We start from the raw sequence: 16,913 nt of genomic DNA, 5'->3' as shown, positions 1-16,913 counted from the left end.
ATTTCAGGAGCGAGAACGCTTTAGAAGTGTTCGCGTGGGTTGAATGGCATCTTGGTCGCCATCTCCTCGTAAAAGGCTTTGGCCTCGTCGCTGTCGGCCGGTGGTGTGTGGATTTGCACCAAGATATATTGGTTGCCGGCTTTGTCGCCTTTGCCTAGACCGCGGCCTTTGATGCGCAGTTTCGAACCGGACTGAGTGCCGGCCGGAATGTTCATATTGACCTTGCCTTTCAATGTCGGGATTTCGACCTTGGTGCCTAAAGCGGCTTCCCACGGCGTCAGCGGCAGGTTGAGGATAATGTCGTCGCCCTCCACTTTATAAAGCGGGTGGTTTTGCAGGTCCACTTCCAAATATAGGTCGCCGTTCGGGCCGCCACCGAAACCGGGCGATCCTTGGCCGCTCAAACGAATGCGCGAGCCTTGTTTGACGCCGGCCGGAATCTTCACTTTCAATTGCTTCGGTTGGTGCGAGACCTGGCCGAACTGGTTGGGGTTCGGCATCTGCAGGTTCAGGGATTTCGCCGCACCATTGACGGCTTCTTCCAGCGTCACCAAAACCTTGACGATTTGGTCGTCGCCTTTTTGTTGGAAGCCTTGGCCCTGATGTCCGAAACCGCCTTGCCCGCCGAACCCGCCGCCGAACATGGATTCGAAAAAGTCGCTGAAGCCTCCGGCCTGACCACCGGCACCGCCAAACCCGCCGCCGAACATGCTTTCAAAGTCCGGTGGGGGTTGGAAGTTCTGGCCATTATGGTAGTTGGGGCCGAGTTGGTCGTACATTTGACGTTTTTCGGTGTCGCCCAATACTTCGTAGGCTTCATTGATTTCCTTGAATTTGGTTTCGTCCCCGCTCGGTTTGTCGGGGTGATGCTTGGCGGCCAGTTTGCGGTAGGCTTTTTTAATCTCCGCTTCCGAGGCACTGCGTTCCACACCTAAGATTTCGTAGTAATCTTTATATTCCATTGTTTTTCCTGAAAATTTAAGCTAACTAGCTTATGGGGATGATGCCAAGGGTTTTCAAGGGCTGTCATCGATTTCGTATTCATTTAGTCTTTTAGGGTATTCACTGGAAGGATTGAGATATTTAAATTTTAACGGAAATTATGCCTTTGGGGCTTGAACACTAAGTGAAATTGACTATTATTAAAGTTTGCCTTTGAGTTTGAAATTCCACGCAATCAAAGTATTTATCAAGGTTCCCGCATGTTTTACGGTGTCACAGCACAAGAAGACGAAATTATTTCGACGGCCATTTCGACCCCTTTTAGTTTCCATAATGGGGAGGAAGTGTTGAAAGGGCGTAGCCTCAGTCGCGAAGGCTTAGGGGTGCATTGCCCGAATCAGGGCGCGAAAGCCTTTCATTTCAATCGTCGGCAAAAACTGAAAGATTGCCATATTCAAATCGACGGGTTGACCATTTATTTCTGTCAATTGCAGGTTGTGGAGTTGAAAGAACTCAACGGCGAGTACATTTATGGCTTGCGGATTCTCAGTATTTTGCCGCAAGAGCAGGAAAAACTGGATACCGTTTACGAGAGTAAACTGTGCGAGTTGGACGACGACTGCAACAAGTGGACCGCCATTTCTTCTTCCTGAGGCAGGCTTAAACGGTTTTCACACTTCTTTTCAAGCCGCCCGATCGGGCGACGTTTCTAAAACGAACATTTTATTTCACTGCGAGTGGCATGGCATCGAATTGCACGCCGCTCCAGCCGGTTTTCATAAAATTGCGGATATTACCATGGTCTTGCCCGTCCGGGTTTTGCAGGACATCCTGTGTATAAAAATCACCGAAAGCATTGAGAGTGGCTTGTTCGCTCAGACCGTTTAATTTGGCGAAAGCGAAAATTTTGCAGGAGCCGTTGTTGGTGTCGGCCTCGTTGACTTGTTCGCCGTTTTGAAAGCGGGTCGGGGTGAAATCGTAATGGCTATCGATGGTTTGCATTACCGTGTTGAAATCGACGGGTTGTTGATTCAGTTCGGCGGTTAAGGCATCCAGTGTCATGGTCGCTCCTTTGATGTTTGGAAATCAGGTGGTTTCGTTGGCGGAGTATTTTATCAAAGGCATGCTTCTTGACTGTGGTTTTTCCATCAAGCCGCGTTCCGGCCACTTTTTTGAAAGGATTTTCCGGTGGTGAATTTAAAATTAGGCAAGATAACGTCTTGAAAAAATGGCAAAATATGGGGCATTAAATTGATTGTCAAAGCATTAACAAGGAAGCACAGATTCAATGAAAAGACGTGATTTTATCGGCGCGATTGCCGGTGCGACAGCCACCACGGCGATGACCGCTTGTGGACAGAAAGACGAACCGAAAACGGCGGCGATGCAACCGATGGAAACCGTGGAATGGAAAATGGTCACCACCTGGCCGAAAAACTTCCCAGGCCTGGGCACCGGCGCCAACCGAGTGGCGGAGCTGATTAATGAGATGTCCGGCGGTCGCCTTCACGTTAAGGTCTATGGGGCCGGTGAAATGGTTGGCGCTTTTGAGGTGTTTGATGCGGTGTCACGCGGTAATGCGCAGCTAGGGCACGCCGGTGCCTATTACTGGAAGGGCAAGGTTCCGGCCTCGGTGTTTTTCTCGTCGGTGCCGTTCGGTTTGACGCCGGATGAAATGAACGCCTGGCTGTATTACGGCGACGGTTTGAAACTGTGGGAAGAAGCTTACAAACCGTTTGGTTTGATTCCCAACCCGGCGGGGAACTCCGGCACCCAGATGGGCGGTTGGTTCAATAAGGAAATCAATTCCGTGGCCGATTTGAAAGGCCTGAAAATGCGTATGCCGGGCTTGGGTGGCGAAGTGCTGAAAAAAGCCGGTGGTGTGCCGGTGTCCTTGCCGGGCGGGGATATTTTCCCATCGATGGAATCCGGTGCCTTGGATGCCACCGAATGGGTCGGGCCTTATAACGATTTGGCGTTCGGCATTTACCGTGCGGCGAAATACTATTACACACCGGGCTGGCACGAGCCGGGCACCACCATGGAATGTATGATCAACGAAGAAGCCTTCAATGCACTGCCGGCGGATTTGCAGAGCATTGTGCGTAATGCGATGAAGGTGGCGAATCTGGAAATGTTGTCGGAATACATGGCTCGTAACCAGCAGGCGTTGCAGACATTGGTTGAGAAGCACAATGTGGAACTGCGTTACTTCCCGGATTCGGTCTTGAAGGAATTGAAAAAACTCTCGGCCGAAGTCATTGAAGAAGCCGCCGCGGAAGATGCGCTGTCCACCAAAGTTTGGGCGTCGCAAAAAGCCTTTAAAGAGCAAGTGTCCAAGTGGACCAATGTCTCGGAATTGGCGTTCCTGAACGCGCGTAACCTGTAATTCTTTTTTGTGTAGAAAACGGCCAGGCCTGGCCGTTTTCACAATTGCTTTCGGCGCGCTCACGTCATCTTTTGCCGTTCGACCAATCTTTAAGAAACCCTGAATCTTACGTTATTTTCATTATTTTCGGTTGGCATCGGAAAGCATTATCCGTAAACTTAGTTATTAGTAACAATAATGTTGCTATTAAATATTCTTATTGAATCAAGACAGGAGGTGAAAGATGAAACACTTGTTCAAAGTGATGCTGGTTTCCTTGTTTGTTTTGGGTATGCACAATGCGAAAGCGGAAGACACTTGGTCGTTCGACGGCAGTGAAAAGGCCGTGACCAAGCTGGTGAAAGAAAAACGGACCGAAGCCGCGTCTAAAGTGCTGTATCAAGAAGTGTATGACAACAAAATGCTGTGTTGGTCGTGGGATGCCTGTGCCGATAAACGACGCGTTTATGGCCGTGCTTACGATACGTACAGTTTTCAATAAGGTGATCATGTCGCCGATTTAAAACAATAACGATTTCCTCAGAAAAGCTCTCCAAGCACCTGCCCGGCCCTGATTCAGAGTCGGGCTTTTTTATATCGTTTTACAGCGGTCGGAAAAACGGTACACTGAGAAACGTTATACAGGAGAAAAACCCATGTTCAAGAAAAGTGTAATGGTATTGTTGGGGGCGAGTCTGTTGTCAGGTTGCGCCACGATCAAGTTGGGCCCGAGTTACGACGAGCCGCTGAAAGAACAAGTTGTGGCAAAAGTCGATGGGTCGGATGGCAAGGTGTTGATGATTCCGGTGGAAGGCGCCATTTCCAATGAGCCCTCCAAAGGTTTTTTGGACAGCTCGCCGGGGCTGCTCGATAAGGTGATGATGCAGTTGCGTCGTGCCGAAAAAGACGACGACATCAAAGCGGTGTTGCTGAAGGTCAACTCGCCGGGCGGTGGCGTGACGACCAGCGATATTTTCTATCACGAATTGAAGTCCTTCAAAAAACGTACCGGCAAGGCGCTGTATGTGCAAATGATGGACGTGGGCGCTTCCGGGGCCTATTACCTGTCGTTGGCGGCGGACCATATTCAAGTGCATCCCACCACTTTGACCGGCTCGGTCGGGGTCATCACCATTTTGCCGAATGTGGTCGGGTTGTCCGATAAAATCGGGGTGGAAGTGAAAACCTATAAAACCGGGCCGAATAAAGACACGGGGTCACCGTTTCGCCGTATGACGCCGGAAGAAGATACCTATCTGCAAGGTTTGATTGATGAAATGGCGAATCGCTTTTACGGTTTGGTGAAAGCGGAACGCGGCTTGACCGACCAGCAAATGGCAAGCATCAAAACCGCCAAAGTCTATTTGGGCAAAGATGCGGTGCAAGCCGGTTTGGTGGATTCGGTCGGCTATCTGTCGGCTGCTTCGAAGCAAGCCTGTCAAATGGCGGGTGCCAAGCGCTGCGATTTGGTGACGTATCGTTTTGATGCGAATGTCAACGCCAATGCCTATTCACCGAATATGGCGAATGGACGCGTGGCACCGGAAATGAATTTGATTCGAACCAATTTGCTAAGTCCGTTGACGGAACTGCGTCCCGGGTCTTATTACTTGTACCTGGAATGATGATTCCGAAAGGATAAAGTCAGACATAAAAAAGGCCGACATTTGTCGGCCTTTTTTATGGAACGAAGGAAAGAGGAGGGTTTTAGAACTCACCCCATTCGTCGTCTTGTGATGGTGCCGCCGGTTTATTCGGACTGCGAATCGGTTCCGGCTGAGCCGCTTTCGGCTTGTCAGCCGGTTTGGCGTCGGCTTTTTTCGGGGCAGGTAAGGCCGCCTTTGAACCGGACGCTTTCGGCGCGGCAATTTGAGCCGCTTTGCCGGTTTTGAAGAACGACATGTCTCGGGCCAGGATATCCGATTGTTCACTCATGCTTTCCGCGGCGGCGGAGGTTTCTTCCACCAGAGCGGCATTTTGCTGGGTGACTTCGTCAATCTGGCTGATGGCACGGTGCACTTGCTCGATGCCTTCCATCTGTTGAACCGATGCTTGCGCAATCTGCTCAATCATTTTCGCCACTTCATCCACCGACTGGTTGATGGTGGTCAGCATTTCACCGGATTCGGACGCCAGTTTGGTGCCTTGGTCGATCCGGGTGACGCTTTCGTTGATGAGGTTGGTGATGTCTTTGGCGGCGTCGGCGGATTTTTGCGCCAAGGCACGGACTTCACCGGCTACCACCGCGAACCCGCGGCCGTGTTCACCGGCACGTGCGGCTTCAACTGCGGCGTTCAAGGCCAACAGGTTGGTTTGGAAGGCAATGCCGTCAATCAAGGTCACGATTTCCGAAATCTTGTGGCTGGATTCCTGAATGGCGTTCATGGCCTGAATGGTTTCCTGCATGACCTGCGAGCCTTCGGTCGATTTCTGTTGCACTTGATGCGCGACGTCCGTTGCTTGCTTGGCGTGTTCGGTATTGTTCTGAACGGCCGAGTTCATTTCTTCCATGGTGGAAGACGTTTCTTCCAGCGCGGCCGCCTGTTCCTGTACGCGCTGACTCAAATCCATCGAGCCTTGCGAGACTTCCGAAGACGCCGTGCTGACCACGTTGGTGGCGTTGACCGCTTGCGAGACCACCTCGGTCAGTTTAGCCGCGGAGGTGTTGACCGCGTCTTTCAGGGTTTTCAGCTCACCGTGGTAATCGGCGGTGATGTTGTGGGTCAGGTCGCCCTCGGACTGGGAGACCACCACTCGGGTCACGTCTTGAATAGCGTTTTCCAAGGCTTCCATCGAGACGTTGATGCCGTTTTTCAGGCGCAACAAATCCCCTTTGGCTTCGACATTGACTCGGTGTTCGAACTGGCCTTGCTGCATGGCGTCCATCACCGAGATGATGCCGCTGATGGTTTGGTTCAAAGCCTCCATGGTCGCGCTGACATTATTGACCATTCTCAGGAAATCGCCTTCGACTTGGACGTTCATGGAGACGTCGAAGTTACCGTCGTTCATGGACTGCATCACTTGACCCAGTTCACGCATGGTTTCATCGACCGAATCGGCGGAATTGTTGATGCCTTCTTTCAAGGTGTTCAGGTCACCGTTCAAGTCCATTTCCACACGTTGATTGAACTGGCCTTTCGCGATGGCGGTGACCACTTTATTGGCTTCGTTGATGGCGCCTTGCATATTGGCCAGCAATTGGTTGACCGAGTGCCCCATGGCACCGATTTCATCCTGGCGGCTTTCATTGGCACGAATCGAGAAGTCACCGGTGTCGCTGACTTTGGCCAGGTTTTGTTGAATGCTGCTCAAGCCGTTGGCAATGGTGCGCGGAATGAAAATCGCGACCAGTGTCGACAACACGGCGATGATAATGGAAATCACAATCAAGGTGCTGATGATGTTTTCGTTCAAGGCTTGTACCATCGGTCCGATGCGATCCTGCTCCGCTCGGATAGAGGACTTGATGTCTTCCGACCAGCTAGCGATTTGCGGCCCGATGACCGCCAACTGGGTATCGTAGATTTCATTGCGCGAGGTGATGGTTTGGTTCAGTGCTTTGACGCCATTGGTATAGGCTTCGGTCAAGGCGAATAACTGGTTCAATTGATCGACTCGCACCGGGTTTTGAATGCTTTGCTGCAACGCATGTATGTTGTCTTCCAATGTGGCGAATTCCGATAGAACGCGGTCCATGTCTTCTTTGAGGTTGGCTTCAATGAATTTCACGGTGTAGATGCGTGCCAGAAGCAAGGTTCTCAAACCTTCCGCGGCGGCAAACGCGGCTTCCGAATCCCCGTCTTCCCGTGCACTGCGTTGCACGCTGGTCAGAAGCTGCTCCATTTTCGGGCCGTTGGCATTGAGGGTGTTGAAAACAATTTCATTGCGCTGGGCGACCAATGCCTGGATTTCCGAAAAACCTTTGTAATATTGGCCCAAACCTTCTTCGACTTGATCAACCAGCTTGGCCCGGGTCGGGTTTTGAATTTGCGCTTGTGCTTGTTGAATGATTTGTTCGGTCTGGTCGTAATATTTTTGGAAATTTTTGACCTTATCATCGGCCGGGCGCGCCATGTAATCCAGTACGTTCAAGCGTACCATCAACATATTGGATTGAACTTCGCTGGCAACGGTGCCGTCAATCGCCATTTCGCGGTAGTCCTTGAAGCCGTCGGCGGATTTATTGATTTGGACGATACTGAAAATCGACATCCCGATGACCAGAACGGTCAGTAGAATGAAGCTGCCAAGCAGTTTGGCGCGGATGGTTTTGAACATGGCCGTTGTTCCTCTTTTTTTTCACATTTCTCCTTAAGTTTACTATGGTTTCAGGGCAACAACAAAGAATCTTTTATGAATCTGCATAGACAAATACTTATGATTAATATTAATGAAAATAATTCAAAATCAACAATTTAGTTAATATGCGTATAAGAGGGAAGCGGGCACCTGAGAGATTGGTGCCCGTTGTTTGGAAATAAAGACTTGAAAAACCCTTTTAAAATAAAGGGTTAGTGTTTTTTGCGGGGTTTAAGACGACGTTTGGCGCTGTGGGCAACGTCTTTGATGCGTGCAATTTTTAATTGTTGCCCGCACACCCAAGCCTTTTTCAATTCGTTGAAAATATCTTTTGGCATCTGCGATGGCAAGTCCACCAAGCTGTAATCATCTTCGATGTTCAGTTTTTGGATGAATTCACCGTCCAAACCGGCTTCATTGGCGATACAGCCGATGATATTGCCCGGTTTGACGCCGTGTTGTCGACCCACTTCAATGCGGAAACGTTCCATGCCTTCGTTTGGTGGCGTCTGGCGGCGTCCACGTGGAGAGCGGTCACTTTTTTCGCGACGATTGCGATCGCCGCCACGGTCGGAAAACTCGGCTTTCTTAATCGGTTTTTCGTCCAGGAAGAAAGGTACGTCGCCTTGCAACAATTTCGCCAGGCCTGCCGCAATCTCGATGGCCGGAATGTTCTGTTCGCTTTCGATGCTTTCCACCATTTTCTGATAGAAATCCAAATCGTTGGACTGAGCCGCGTCGACGATTTTGTCTTTGAAACGGACGATGCGGGAGTCGTTGATTTCCTGCGCGGTCGGCAATTCCATTTGCGGGATTTTCTTTTTGGTGGATGCTTCGATGGAACGCAACAGACGACGTTCACGCGGGGCCACAAACAAAATGGCGGTGCCGCTACGACCGGCACGACCGGTACGGCCGATACGGTGCACGTAGGATTCGTTGTCGTAAGGAATGTCGTAGTTGATGACGTGGCTGATACGCTCGACGTCCAAACCACGCGCCACGACGTCGGTGGCAATCAGGATATCCAGCTTGCCGGATTTCAATTGGTCGACAATGCGTTCCCGTTGGTTCTGGGCGATGTCGCCGTTCAAGGCCGCGGCGGCATAGCCACGGGCTTCCAATTTTTCAGCCAGCTCGACTGTGGCGGTTTTGGTGCGCACGAAAATAATGATGCCGTCGAATTCTTCGGCTTCCAGAATACGGGTTAAGGCATCCAGCTTATGCAGGCCGCTCACCAGCCAGTATTTCTGGTCGATGGTGGACGCCGTCGAGCTTTTTTGCTTGATGATGACTTCGGTCGGATCTTTTAAGTAAGTGTTGGCAATGCGATGCACTTCTTTCGGCATGGTGGCGGAAAACAGTGCGATTTGACGCGAATCCGGCGTGTGTTTCAAAATCCATTCGACGTCGTCGATAAAGCCCATGCGTAGCATTTCGTCGGCTTCGTCCAACACCATAGCGCTTAATTCATCCAGCTTCAAGGTGCCTTTTTTGATGTGGTCCATGACACGGCCCGGCGTTCCTACGACAACGTGTACGCCGCGTTTCAGGGCACGGATCTGTGTGCCGTATTCCGAGCCACCGTAAATCGGCAGGACGTGCAGGCCTTTGATGCCGCGTGAGAAGGTCTGGAAAGCTTCGGCCACCTGGATGGCGAGTTCACGTGTTGGGGCCAGCACCAGCACTTGCGGTGACTTTTGTTTCAAGTCGATATTCGACAGAATCGGCAACGCGAAAGCGGCGGTTTTACCGGTTCCGGTTTGGGCCATGCCCAGAATGTCGCCGCCTTGCAGCAGAACCGGAATGGCTTGGGCCTGAATCGGGGACGGTGTTTCGTAACCGATTTCGGTCAGGGTTTTTAAAATGGGCGCAGAGAGCCCTAGATCGGCAAATTTGATCTCGGTATTCATGAGGTTTCCTTTTTCATGGTGGCGACTTTGTGTTTGTTCTCGGGCAAAGTCGGAATCAATGCCACCCTGTTTGCAATCTCAGTTGCGAATCCCCAGTAGATGAGATGTGGTTGTGTCGGACATCTCAAAATGAATAACGATCAGGCAGGCATATCAAAGTATCGGAATCCGGCGTTTTGCATTTAAGATTCCTAAGAAGCGGGCATTCTACCTTAATTGGAAATAAATATCTGTTTTTATTTGGGTTGTGTGCGAAAAACGCGGTGAAATCTCAAAAATCACCAGGCCTGGTGACAATTCGGTGAAGTTCGGTCTGGCTGTTTGGTTTTAAGCGGTTCTGTTATTGGCTTGCGGTTTGACGAAGACGTCTTCGAATTCGTCGGCCGGTAGCGGTTTGCCGTAGAGATACCCTTGTTGCAGAATGTCGGGATAGAGGGCGTTCAGGTAGTCGGCCTGGGCTTGGGTTTCGACGCCTTCGGCGACGATCTTGAGTTGTTTGCTGGCGGCCAGTTGAATGATGGAGGTGATAATCGCTTCGTCGTCGACATTGCCGGGTACGTCGGAAATGAAGCTTTTGTCGATTTTCAATTCATGCAATGGCAGTTTCTGCAAGTAACTCAAGGATGAGTAGCCGGTGCCGAAGTCGTCAATCGAGACTTCAAAGCCGAGGCTGACCAAGTGTTGGATTTTCTGCAGGGCGAGTTTGGCGTTTTTGATGAGCACGCCTTCGGTCAATTCCAGCGTGATGTTGTGTGGATTGACCTGAGTGAATTTGATGAGACCGATGATCATCTCGATAAAGCTTTGCTCGTGAAACTGCACCGGGCTAACGTTGATGGCGATGCGGATGTCGCAGTATTTGGCGTTCCAGGCGCGGGCCTGCAAGAAGGCTTTGTGCAACACCCAAAGACCGATTTTGATGATTTGTCGGCCTTCTTCGGCCACCGGAATAAACTTGGCCGGCGAGACGAGGCCAAGCGTCGGGTGGAACCAGCGCAATAGGGTTTCGGCGGAGACGACACGCCCTTCGCGATTGACTTGCGGCTGGAAGTACATTTGAAACTCGTCGTCCAGTTCGGAATGGTTGAGTGCTTCGATCAGCTCCAAACGGCGCTTGGCGCGTTGCATTAAGGTGTCTTCAAACAAATACGCCTGGTTGCCGCCCAGTTTTTTGGCTTCGTACATCGCCATATTGGTGTAGCGGGTTAACTGGTCGCTGTCGTAATGGACGGTGTCGTTCAATGCAAAAGGGCAGATGCCAATACTGGCGGAGGTGTGTACCGAGCTGTCTTCCAGTTTGTAGCGGTCGTCGATCAAATCCAGCAGGGTTTCCGAATAACGGGCGATGTCCTGCTTCGAGAGGGCTTCGTCTTGTGACTGGCTGGGGTAAAGTATCGAGAAGTTACCGCCGCCGACGCGTGCCAGAAAGGCTTGTTCCGGTAACGTCTGTTTGAGTTTGTTGGCCACCTGTTGAAGCAGTTCGTCGCCGGTGTCATGACCGAAAGTGTCGTTGATGGATTTGAAACCGTCGAGGCTGATAAGGTACAGCGCATGGTAGGGCGTTTCCGAATCGGTTTGTTGCAGCAGGCGTTCAATGCGGTCGTGCAGTAAAGTCTGGTTCGGCAAGCCGGTCAGTTTGTCGAAATAGGCCAACTGCTGGATTTCGGTTTGCGCCGCGCGGATGTCAGTAGTGTCTTGCAACAGACCGACGAAATGTTCGATGTTTTGCTCCGCATCGAGAATCATCGACAGGCTGAGCACAGCGAAGAAAACATTTTCTTCGGAGGCGTGTACTTGCACTTCGCCGGTCCAGAAATGTTCTTTCAACAGCGCGGAAATGACTTTTTCGAACGGCACTTTGAACGACACCTGCTGGCGCAACCAGTCGATGTAGGTCATGCGGCTCAGTTCGGTTTGCGTCAATCCGGTGTAGCCGGAGAAGGCCTGGTTCGGATGCTGGATATAGCCTTGCGCATTGGTGACGAACTGGCCGGCGTAGCTGGCCTCCATCAGTTTGCGTTGTGCCGTGACTTGGGTGTGTAATGTTTGGTCGGAGACAATCAACAGTATGTGCGGCGTGGTGTGGAGGTCAATCCAATAGGCTTGCAAGCGAACCGGAATCGATACCTTGGATTGCGGGCTTTTCAACCAGACCTGCTGGTGGGGGGATTCGATGTTCTGGTGCAGTTGTTTCAACCAATCTTTCAACTCGAACCGGTGGCCGTGGTGCTTCTGGGTGAAGAGTGCGACGTCTTTAAAGAAGTCTTCGGACGACTCCAGTTGCGGGTAATAATGCAGGAAGGTTTGGTTGAAGAGAATCGGATTGGCGTCGGCGGTGAAGAGAATAACCCCCTGCTCGAAACGATTGATGATTTCGAGTGTCTGCTGGTGAGAAAGTTTTAAGGCTTTTAAATGCCTTTCTTCGAGTTCAGCGGCCTGCATTCGATTCGACTGTCATTCCCATAAATGTGCAACAAATGTGATTGGGTCTCAATATCATTAATCATAGCGTATTTTGACCCAAGCCAAGAATCTTTTTTTAGTCTTGATAAATCACGCTTGGCAACCAAGTGGCCAACTCCGGCCAAACCGCCAGCATCACCAGCACCGAGAGCTGAATCAGAATGTACGGCAACACCCCTTTATAGATGTCGACGGTCGCCACCGACGGCGGGGTTACGCCCCGCAAATAAAAGAGCGCGAACCCGAACGGCGGGGTCAGGAAGGCGGTTTGCAGGTTGATGGCGATCATAATGCCCAACCAGATCGGGTCGACCCCCATCATGAACAGAACCGGCGCCACCACCGGCACGATGATGTAGGTGATTTCGATGAAATCGAGGAAGAAACCGATAATGAACATCAGCACCATCACCATCAGCACGGCGGTGAAGACGCCGCCCGGCAGGTTGGTGAGGAAGTCGTGCATCAAATCATCGCCGCCCAGCCCGCGGAAAGTCAGTGAGAAGAAGGCTGCGCCGATGAAAATCAGGAAAATCATGCTGGATACCTGCAGGGTGCCGCGCATCACTTCTTGCAGGCGTTGCAGGTTCAAACGTTTTTTGGCGGCGGCCAGCAGCATCGCGCCCAAGGCACCGAGAGAAGCGGCTTCGGTCGGGGTGGAAAAGCCGCCGAGAATCGAACCCAGTACTAATACAATCAGCGCCAACGGCGGAATCAAACTGGTAATGACGCGTTTGCCCAGGCCTGGTGGAATCGTGGCATTCGCATCGGCCGGTACCGTGTGCGGTCTGAATACTGCCATGGCGAACACATACGCCATGTACAGCACCACCAACAGCATGCCCGGGAAAAGTGCGCCCACAAACAGATCGCCGACCGACAGGGTTTCCGGCGAGAAGATGCCTTGTTCCAGTTGCGCCTGTTGATAAGCCGAGGACAAAACGTCTCCCAACAGAATCAAAATGATGGACGGCGGAATAATCTGCCCCAACGTGCCGGCGGCGCAGATGGTACCGGTGGCGAGTTTCGGGCAATAACCCTGTTTGAGCATGGTCGGTAAGGCCAGTAAGCCCATGGTGACGACGGTGGCACCGACGATGCCGGTACTGGCCGCCAAAAGCGCGCCGACCAGAATGACCGACAGTCCCAGGCCGCCGCGGAAACCGCGCATGACTTCGTCCATGGTGCCGAGCAGTTGCTCAGCCAGTTTGGATTTTTCCAGCATGATGCCCATGAACACGAACAACGGCACGGCTGTCAGCGTCGGGTTGGTCATGATGCCGAAAATGCGGTTGGGGATGCTTTGCAAAAAGGCCAGGTCAAACCAGCCGAACTGGACGGCGACCAAAGCGAAAATCAACGAGACGCCGGAAAGCGTCAAGGCCACCGGAAAGCCCATCATCAGGGCGATGAAAATCAGAGCGAATAACAGCAGGGCGAGGAATTCCATTACAGTTTCTCCTCGTGTTCCGGTTCACGGTGTTGAAACCAGTCGATGACCGCCGGTTGCTGGCGTTGGAACAGTTTCAAGTACGCTTCAACGGCATTGGCGAGAATCTGTAACGCCATCAAGGAGGCCATGATTAAAATGAAACTTTTCAGAACGTACAGGAACGGCAGGCCACCGGCTTCGGAGGAACCTTCCAGAATGGCCCAGCTTCCAGTGACGTAATCCCAACTGACCCAGAAAATAAAGACCATGGACGGTAACGCCAACACCAGGCTGCCAATCAAATTCACCCAGGCCTGGCGGTTTTCGCTCATGCGGGTGTAGAACACATCCACCCGCACGTGGCCGCCTTGCTGCAAAGTGTAAGCCATGCCCATCATGAAAAAGATGGCGTGGTTATAAAGAATGGTTTCTTGCAGGGCGATGGAGCCGCTGTTGAAGCCATAACGGTACAACACCACGAAAGCGGACAGGAGCACCAATGTCAGCGCCAGCCAGGCAAAGGCATGTCCGATGGTTTGTTGCAGTTGGTTTTGTCGTTGAATAAAGCGCACCAGTGTGGCGGGTAGGGAGCTTGAAGCCGGTAAGTCTGTCATGTCGAACTCATGGGTTCTTGGGGAAATCAAAAAAAACAACCGGCCCGGTCAGCGTTGAAGAAGGGCGCTAGTTGGTTCATTTATAAGCAAATTCGGGCTATTCTACCCCAAAGACGGTAAAAAGCGCAATTCTCGAATGGAAAAAGCCGGGGAAATGTAAGGGTAGAGCGGGAAAGAAAAAAGCAACGGAGGTTTGAATTACGATGCCTCACTCCGTTGCTGGAGGAAACTATTGGATTTTCAAATAGGCAAAACCTTCGCTTTGCAGGATGGCGATCTTGGCAACGCCGGACGGCGTCAATTCAATGCCCGAATACACTTTTGACGGGTCGAGGCCGACTTCGCCGCGGGTTTTATCACACAAATGCACCTTGACGTTACGGACGTCCATTAAGGATTGCAGGCGTCCTTTCAGTTCGGCACGACGTTCTTTCAACGGTTTGCCGGCTTCATAAGGCGTGCCTTTCAAATCGTCGTCGGTGGTGAAGCGTAGACCGTAACCGACAAACACCAAATGAATTTCCGGCTCCATCAATTCGGATTCGTAATAATTGATGATGTTGTTGATGGAGGTCAGGGTAGCGGAATAACGTGTCGGGTCTTTGAAATCGACATGGTAAACCGCCTTGGCACCGTCGTCCGCAGCCTGGGAAACCGGGCTGAAGGCCAAAGCGATGCTGGTCGCCGTCACGAACAGTAATTGCATCAAGCGTTGGGGAAGATGGGAAATCGTTTTCATGGGGTGCTCCGTAACCGTTGTTGTCTTCTTTGTTAAAACTGTGTCTTGCCAGCCTAGTGATTTCGGGGACAAAAGTCCAGTCATGTCCGGCCGTGAAAACGGAGTTCTAAAGGCGATAAACCGCCAGGCCTGGCGGTTTATCGCCTTGGTTGAGATTGTGAAACCAATGTGGATTTTGTCCCTATTTTAAAAACGGTTGTTGCGAAAGTCGTCGAACGCCTGTTGCAGTTCCGCTTGGGTATTCATCACAAAAGGCCCTCCGCGGGCAATCGGTTCTTCCAGCGGTTGGGCGGAAATCAGCAAAAACCGCGCGGGCTTGTCGCTTGCGCGCAGTTGCACCCGGTCTCCGTCCGACAGCACCGCCAATTGGCCCTGGCTCACCGCCGCCTCTTTGTCGCCGACATAGACCCGGCCTTCGATCAGGTAAATGAAGCTGTGACTGCCGCTTTCCAATGCCTGAACAAATTCCGTGTCCGCCGTGAGGCTGACATCCAGATAGGTGGGCGTGACGTAATCGTTTTTGACCGGCCCGACGGTACCGCGTTCGGTGGTGCCGGTGACGACGCGGATTTCCGTGCCGTTTTCCCAGGTTTCCACCGGTACGTCTTCGGGGCTGAAATCCTGATAGCCCGGTTCGGTCATTTTGGCGTGGGACGGCAAGTTGACCCAAAGTTGGAAGCCTTGCAACAGTCCGTTTTCCTGTTCCGGCATTTCCGAGTGGATGACGCCGCGCCCGGCGGTCATCCATTGAATGCCGCCCGGCTCAACCACGCCTTCGTTGCCCTGGTTATCGCGATGGCGCATCCGCCCGTGCAATAAATAGGTCACGGTTTCGAACCCGCGGTGCGGGTGGGGCGGAAAACCGGCGATGTAATCGTCCGGGTTGTCCGATTCGAACGCGTCCAGCATCAGAAACGGGTCGAGGTCTTTCAGTTGCGGGTTGCCGATCAAACGCGTCAGGCGGACGCCTGCGCCGTCCGAAGCGGGCATGCCCCGGGTGATTAAGGTAACTTCTTTGGTGTGTGACATAAGCTTCTCCAAAATATGTGTGTGACGCTTTCCGTGCTGCACGGAACCATTGGGCATAGATTACCGCTTGATTTCGTTTGGAAAAACCGCCAGAATGCAAAAACAGTGTTCTGATAATGCGAACAATTTCGAAAAATCACCTTAAGGAATTGATGAAAATGGGACAATTGGAAGATATTCAGGTGTTCATCCGGGTGGTGGAATCCGGCGGTATCGGCAAGGCGGCGGACCAGCTTAATCTGGCGAAGTCGGCCGTAAGCCGTCGCCTGGCGGACTTGGAAGCGCGTCTGGAAACCAAGTTGATTCATCGCACCACGCGTAAATCCAGTCTCACGGACGCCGGTCAATTGTATTATCAGCGTGCTCTGAATGTCATGGACGCGGTGACGGAAATGAATCAGGTGACGCGGGAACAGAAAAATAACCTGGAAGGCAGTCTGCGGTTGGCTTTGCCGCTGTCTTTCGGCTTGGAACACTTGTCACCGTTATTGGATGAGTTCGCCAGTCAACACCCGAAGCTGACGATGCAGATCGATTTTTCCGACCGTGAAGTGGATTTGGTGGAAGAGGGGTTCGATGTGGCTTTTCGCATCACCGACCTGAAGGATTCGACCAGCCAAGCGCGCAAAATCACCCCGATTCGGTTTGTGCTCTGCGCCAGCCCCGATTATCTCCAACAGCACGGTACCCCGGAAACCGTCCAAGACCTGAAGCAGCATCAAGTGTTGCGCTACGGTTCGAAAACCGCCATGAGTTGGCTATTGGTCGGCCCGGACGGACAGGAACATCACCTGAACCTGGACGCTAAGATGTTTTCCAATAACGGCCATTTTTTGCTGAACATGGCCAAATCCGGCCACGGCATTGTGTTACAACCGACCTTCATTGCCTGGAAAGCTTTGGCGAAAGGTGAACTGGTGCCGATTATGACCGACTATGAAATCCCGCCGGTCGCGGCCTATGCGGTCTATCCGCAAAACCGTTTCCTGTCGCAAAAAGCACGGGTGCTGATTGATTTTCTGGTGGAGCGTTTCGGCAACAACGCTTATTGGGATCAGTTGTAACGATCCTCGAATGCTTGAAAAAGCATTGTAATTGCATTTTATTTTCA

14 protein-coding genes are annotated in these 16,913 nt (G+C 51.9%); 5 read left to right on the top strand and 9 right to left on the bottom strand.

Annotated elements, in window-relative coordinates; genetic code table 11:
• Positions 1-20 precede the first annotated feature (20 nt).
• Positions 21-962 (bottom strand): DnaJ C-terminal domain-containing protein, encoded by a 942-nt coding sequence (locus EPV75_RS11190; protein WP_128385446.1) that lies wholly within the window; start codon positions 960-962, stop codon positions 21-23.
• 240 nt (positions 963-1,202) lie between these two features.
• On the opposite strand from EPV75_RS11190, the gene EPV75_RS11185 reads away from it, so the two are divergent.
• A complete protein-coding gene (locus EPV75_RS11185; protein WP_029938990.1) occupies positions 1,203-1,595 on the top strand; it encodes a hypothetical protein in 393 nt (130 codons plus the stop codon).
• A gap of 70 nt (positions 1,596-1,665) precedes the next feature.
• Here the strand turns inward: EPV75_RS11185 and EPV75_RS11180 are convergent, their stop codons facing one another.
• The gene (locus EPV75_RS11180) at positions 1,666-2,004 is read right to left on the bottom strand and encodes a HopJ type III effector protein (protein ID WP_128385445.1); all 339 of its coding nucleotides are present in this window, start codon (positions 2,002-2,004) and stop codon (positions 1,666-1,668) included.
• A 226-nt stretch (positions 2,005-2,230) separates the two neighbouring features.
• On the opposite strand from EPV75_RS11180, the gene EPV75_RS11175 reads away from it, so the two are divergent.
• The 3 genes from EPV75_RS11175 to sppA all read left to right on the top strand — a co-directional run bounded on the left by EPV75_RS11175 (position 2,231) and on the right by sppA (position 4,935).
• The gene (locus EPV75_RS11175; RefSeq protein WP_128385444.1) at positions 2,231-3,331 is read left to right on the top strand and encodes a TRAP transporter substrate-binding protein; all 1,101 of its coding nucleotides are present in this window, start codon (positions 2,231-2,233) and stop codon (positions 3,329-3,331) included.
• 223 nt (positions 3,332-3,554) lie between these two features.
• Complete coding sequence (locus EPV75_RS11170) at positions 3,555-3,812, top strand: hypothetical protein (protein ID WP_029938986.1); 258 nt, start codon at positions 3,555-3,557, stop codon at positions 3,810-3,812.
• A 154-nt stretch (positions 3,813-3,966) separates the two neighbouring features.
• Positions 3,967-4,935, top strand: a complete 969-nt coding sequence (sppA, locus tag EPV75_RS11165) for a signal peptide peptidase SppA (RefSeq protein ID WP_128385443.1) — start codon at positions 3,967-3,969, stop codon at positions 4,933-4,935.
• Positions 4,936-5,017: 82 nt separating this feature from the next.
• Here sppA and EPV75_RS11160 read toward each other — a convergent pair whose 3' ends face one another.
• The 7 genes from EPV75_RS11160 to EPV75_RS11130 form a co-directional block, all read right to left on the bottom strand.
• Positions 5,018-7,591 (bottom strand): methyl-accepting chemotaxis protein, encoded by a 2,574-nt coding sequence (locus tag EPV75_RS11160; protein ID WP_128385442.1) that lies wholly within the window; start codon positions 7,589-7,591, stop codon positions 5,018-5,020.
• A 233-nt stretch (positions 7,592-7,824) separates the two neighbouring features.
• Complete coding sequence (locus EPV75_RS11155) at positions 7,825-9,525, bottom strand: DEAD/DEAH box helicase (RefSeq protein WP_128385441.1); 1,701 nt, start codon at positions 9,523-9,525, stop codon at positions 7,825-7,827.
• Between the two features lie 327 nt (positions 9,526-9,852).
• Positions 9,853-11,967, bottom strand: coding sequence for a sensor domain-containing protein (locus EPV75_RS11150; protein ID WP_128385440.1), 2,115 nt, complete (start codon positions 11,965-11,967; stop codon positions 9,853-9,855).
• 97 nt (positions 11,968-12,064) lie between these two features.
• Positions 12,065-13,438 (bottom strand): TRAP transporter large permease, encoded by a 1,374-nt coding sequence (locus tag EPV75_RS11145; protein WP_128385439.1) that lies wholly within the window; start codon positions 13,436-13,438, stop codon positions 12,065-12,067.
• The gene (locus EPV75_RS11140) at positions 13,438-14,034 is read right to left on the bottom strand and encodes a TRAP transporter small permease subunit (protein ID WP_128385438.1); all 597 of its coding nucleotides are present in this window, start codon (positions 14,032-14,034) and stop codon (positions 13,438-13,440) included. Before EPV75_RS11140 ends, EPV75_RS11145 begins: the two co-directional genes overlap by 1 nt.
• A gap of 229 nt (positions 14,035-14,263) precedes the next feature.
• A complete protein-coding gene (locus tag EPV75_RS11135) occupies positions 14,264-14,773 on the bottom strand; it encodes a DsrE family protein (RefSeq protein WP_225972330.1) in 510 nt (169 codons plus the stop codon).
• Between the two features lie 186 nt (positions 14,774-14,959).
• Positions 14,960-15,802 (bottom strand): pirin family protein, encoded by an 843-nt coding sequence (locus EPV75_RS11130; RefSeq protein ID WP_128385437.1) that lies wholly within the window; start codon positions 15,800-15,802, stop codon positions 14,960-14,962.
• Between the two features lie 158 nt (positions 15,803-15,960).
• Between EPV75_RS11130 and EPV75_RS11125 the strand changes: the two genes are divergently transcribed.
• Positions 15,961-16,866, top strand: coding sequence for a LysR family transcriptional regulator (locus EPV75_RS11125; RefSeq protein WP_128385436.1), 906 nt, complete (start codon positions 15,961-15,963; stop codon positions 16,864-16,866).
• Positions 16,867-16,913: the final 47 nt, after the last annotated feature.

Source organism: Hydrogenovibrio thermophilus, from assembly GCF_004028275.1.
Taxonomy (GTDB): Bacteria; Pseudomonadota; Gammaproteobacteria; order Thiomicrospirales; family Thiomicrospiraceae; genus Hydrogenovibrio; species Hydrogenovibrio thermophilus.
Note: the sequence above shows the minus strand (reverse complement) of the source record. Positions and strands in the feature narration are given on the sequence as shown.

Excerpts from the sequence above, each read along its gene's own strand:
- EPV75_RS11190 (WP_128385446.1), bottom strand. The coding sequence starts at position 962 with ATGGAATATAAAGATTACTACGAAATCTTAGGTGTGGAACGCAGTGCC.
- EPV75_RS11185 (WP_029938990.1), top strand. The coding sequence starts at position 1,203 with ATGTTTTACGGTGTCACAGCACAAGAAGACGAAATTATTTCGACGGCC.
- EPV75_RS11180 (WP_128385445.1), bottom strand. The coding sequence starts at position 2,004 with ATGACACTGGATGCCTTAACCGCCGAACTGAATCAACAACCCGTCGAT.
- EPV75_RS11175 (WP_128385444.1), top strand. The coding sequence starts at position 2,231 with ATGAAAAGACGTGATTTTATCGGCGCGATTGCCGGTGCGACAGCCACC.
- EPV75_RS11170 (WP_029938986.1), top strand. The coding sequence starts at position 3,555 with ATGAAACACTTGTTCAAAGTGATGCTGGTTTCCTTGTTTGTTTTGGGT.
- sppA (WP_128385443.1), top strand. The coding sequence starts at position 3,967 with ATGTTCAAGAAAAGTGTAATGGTATTGTTGGGGGCGAGTCTGTTGTCA.
- EPV75_RS11160 (WP_128385442.1), bottom strand. The coding sequence starts at position 7,591 with ATGTTCAAAACCATCCGCGCCAAACTGCTTGGCAGCTTCATTCTACTG.
- EPV75_RS11155 (WP_128385441.1), bottom strand. The coding sequence starts at position 9,525 with ATGAATACCGAGATCAAATTTGCCGATCTAGGGCTCTCTGCGCCCATT.
- EPV75_RS11150 (WP_128385440.1), bottom strand. The coding sequence starts at position 11,967 with ATGCAGGCCGCTGAACTCGAAGAAAGGCATTTAAAAGCCTTAAAACTT.
- EPV75_RS11145 (WP_128385439.1), bottom strand. The coding sequence starts at position 13,438 with ATGGAATTCCTCGCCCTGCTGTTATTCGCTCTGATTTTCATCGCCCTG.
- EPV75_RS11140 (WP_128385438.1), bottom strand. The coding sequence starts at position 14,034 with ATGACAGACTTACCGGCTTCAAGCTCCCTACCCGCCACACTGGTGCGC.
- EPV75_RS11135 (WP_225972330.1), bottom strand. The coding sequence starts at position 14,773 with ATGAAAACGATTTCCCATCTTCCCCAACGCTTGATGCAATTACTGTTC.
- EPV75_RS11130 (WP_128385437.1), bottom strand. The coding sequence starts at position 15,802 with ATGTCACACACCAAAGAAGTTACCTTAATCACCCGGGGCATGCCCGCT.
- EPV75_RS11125 (WP_128385436.1), top strand. The coding sequence starts at position 15,961 with ATGGGACAATTGGAAGATATTCAGGTGTTCATCCGGGTGGTGGAATCC.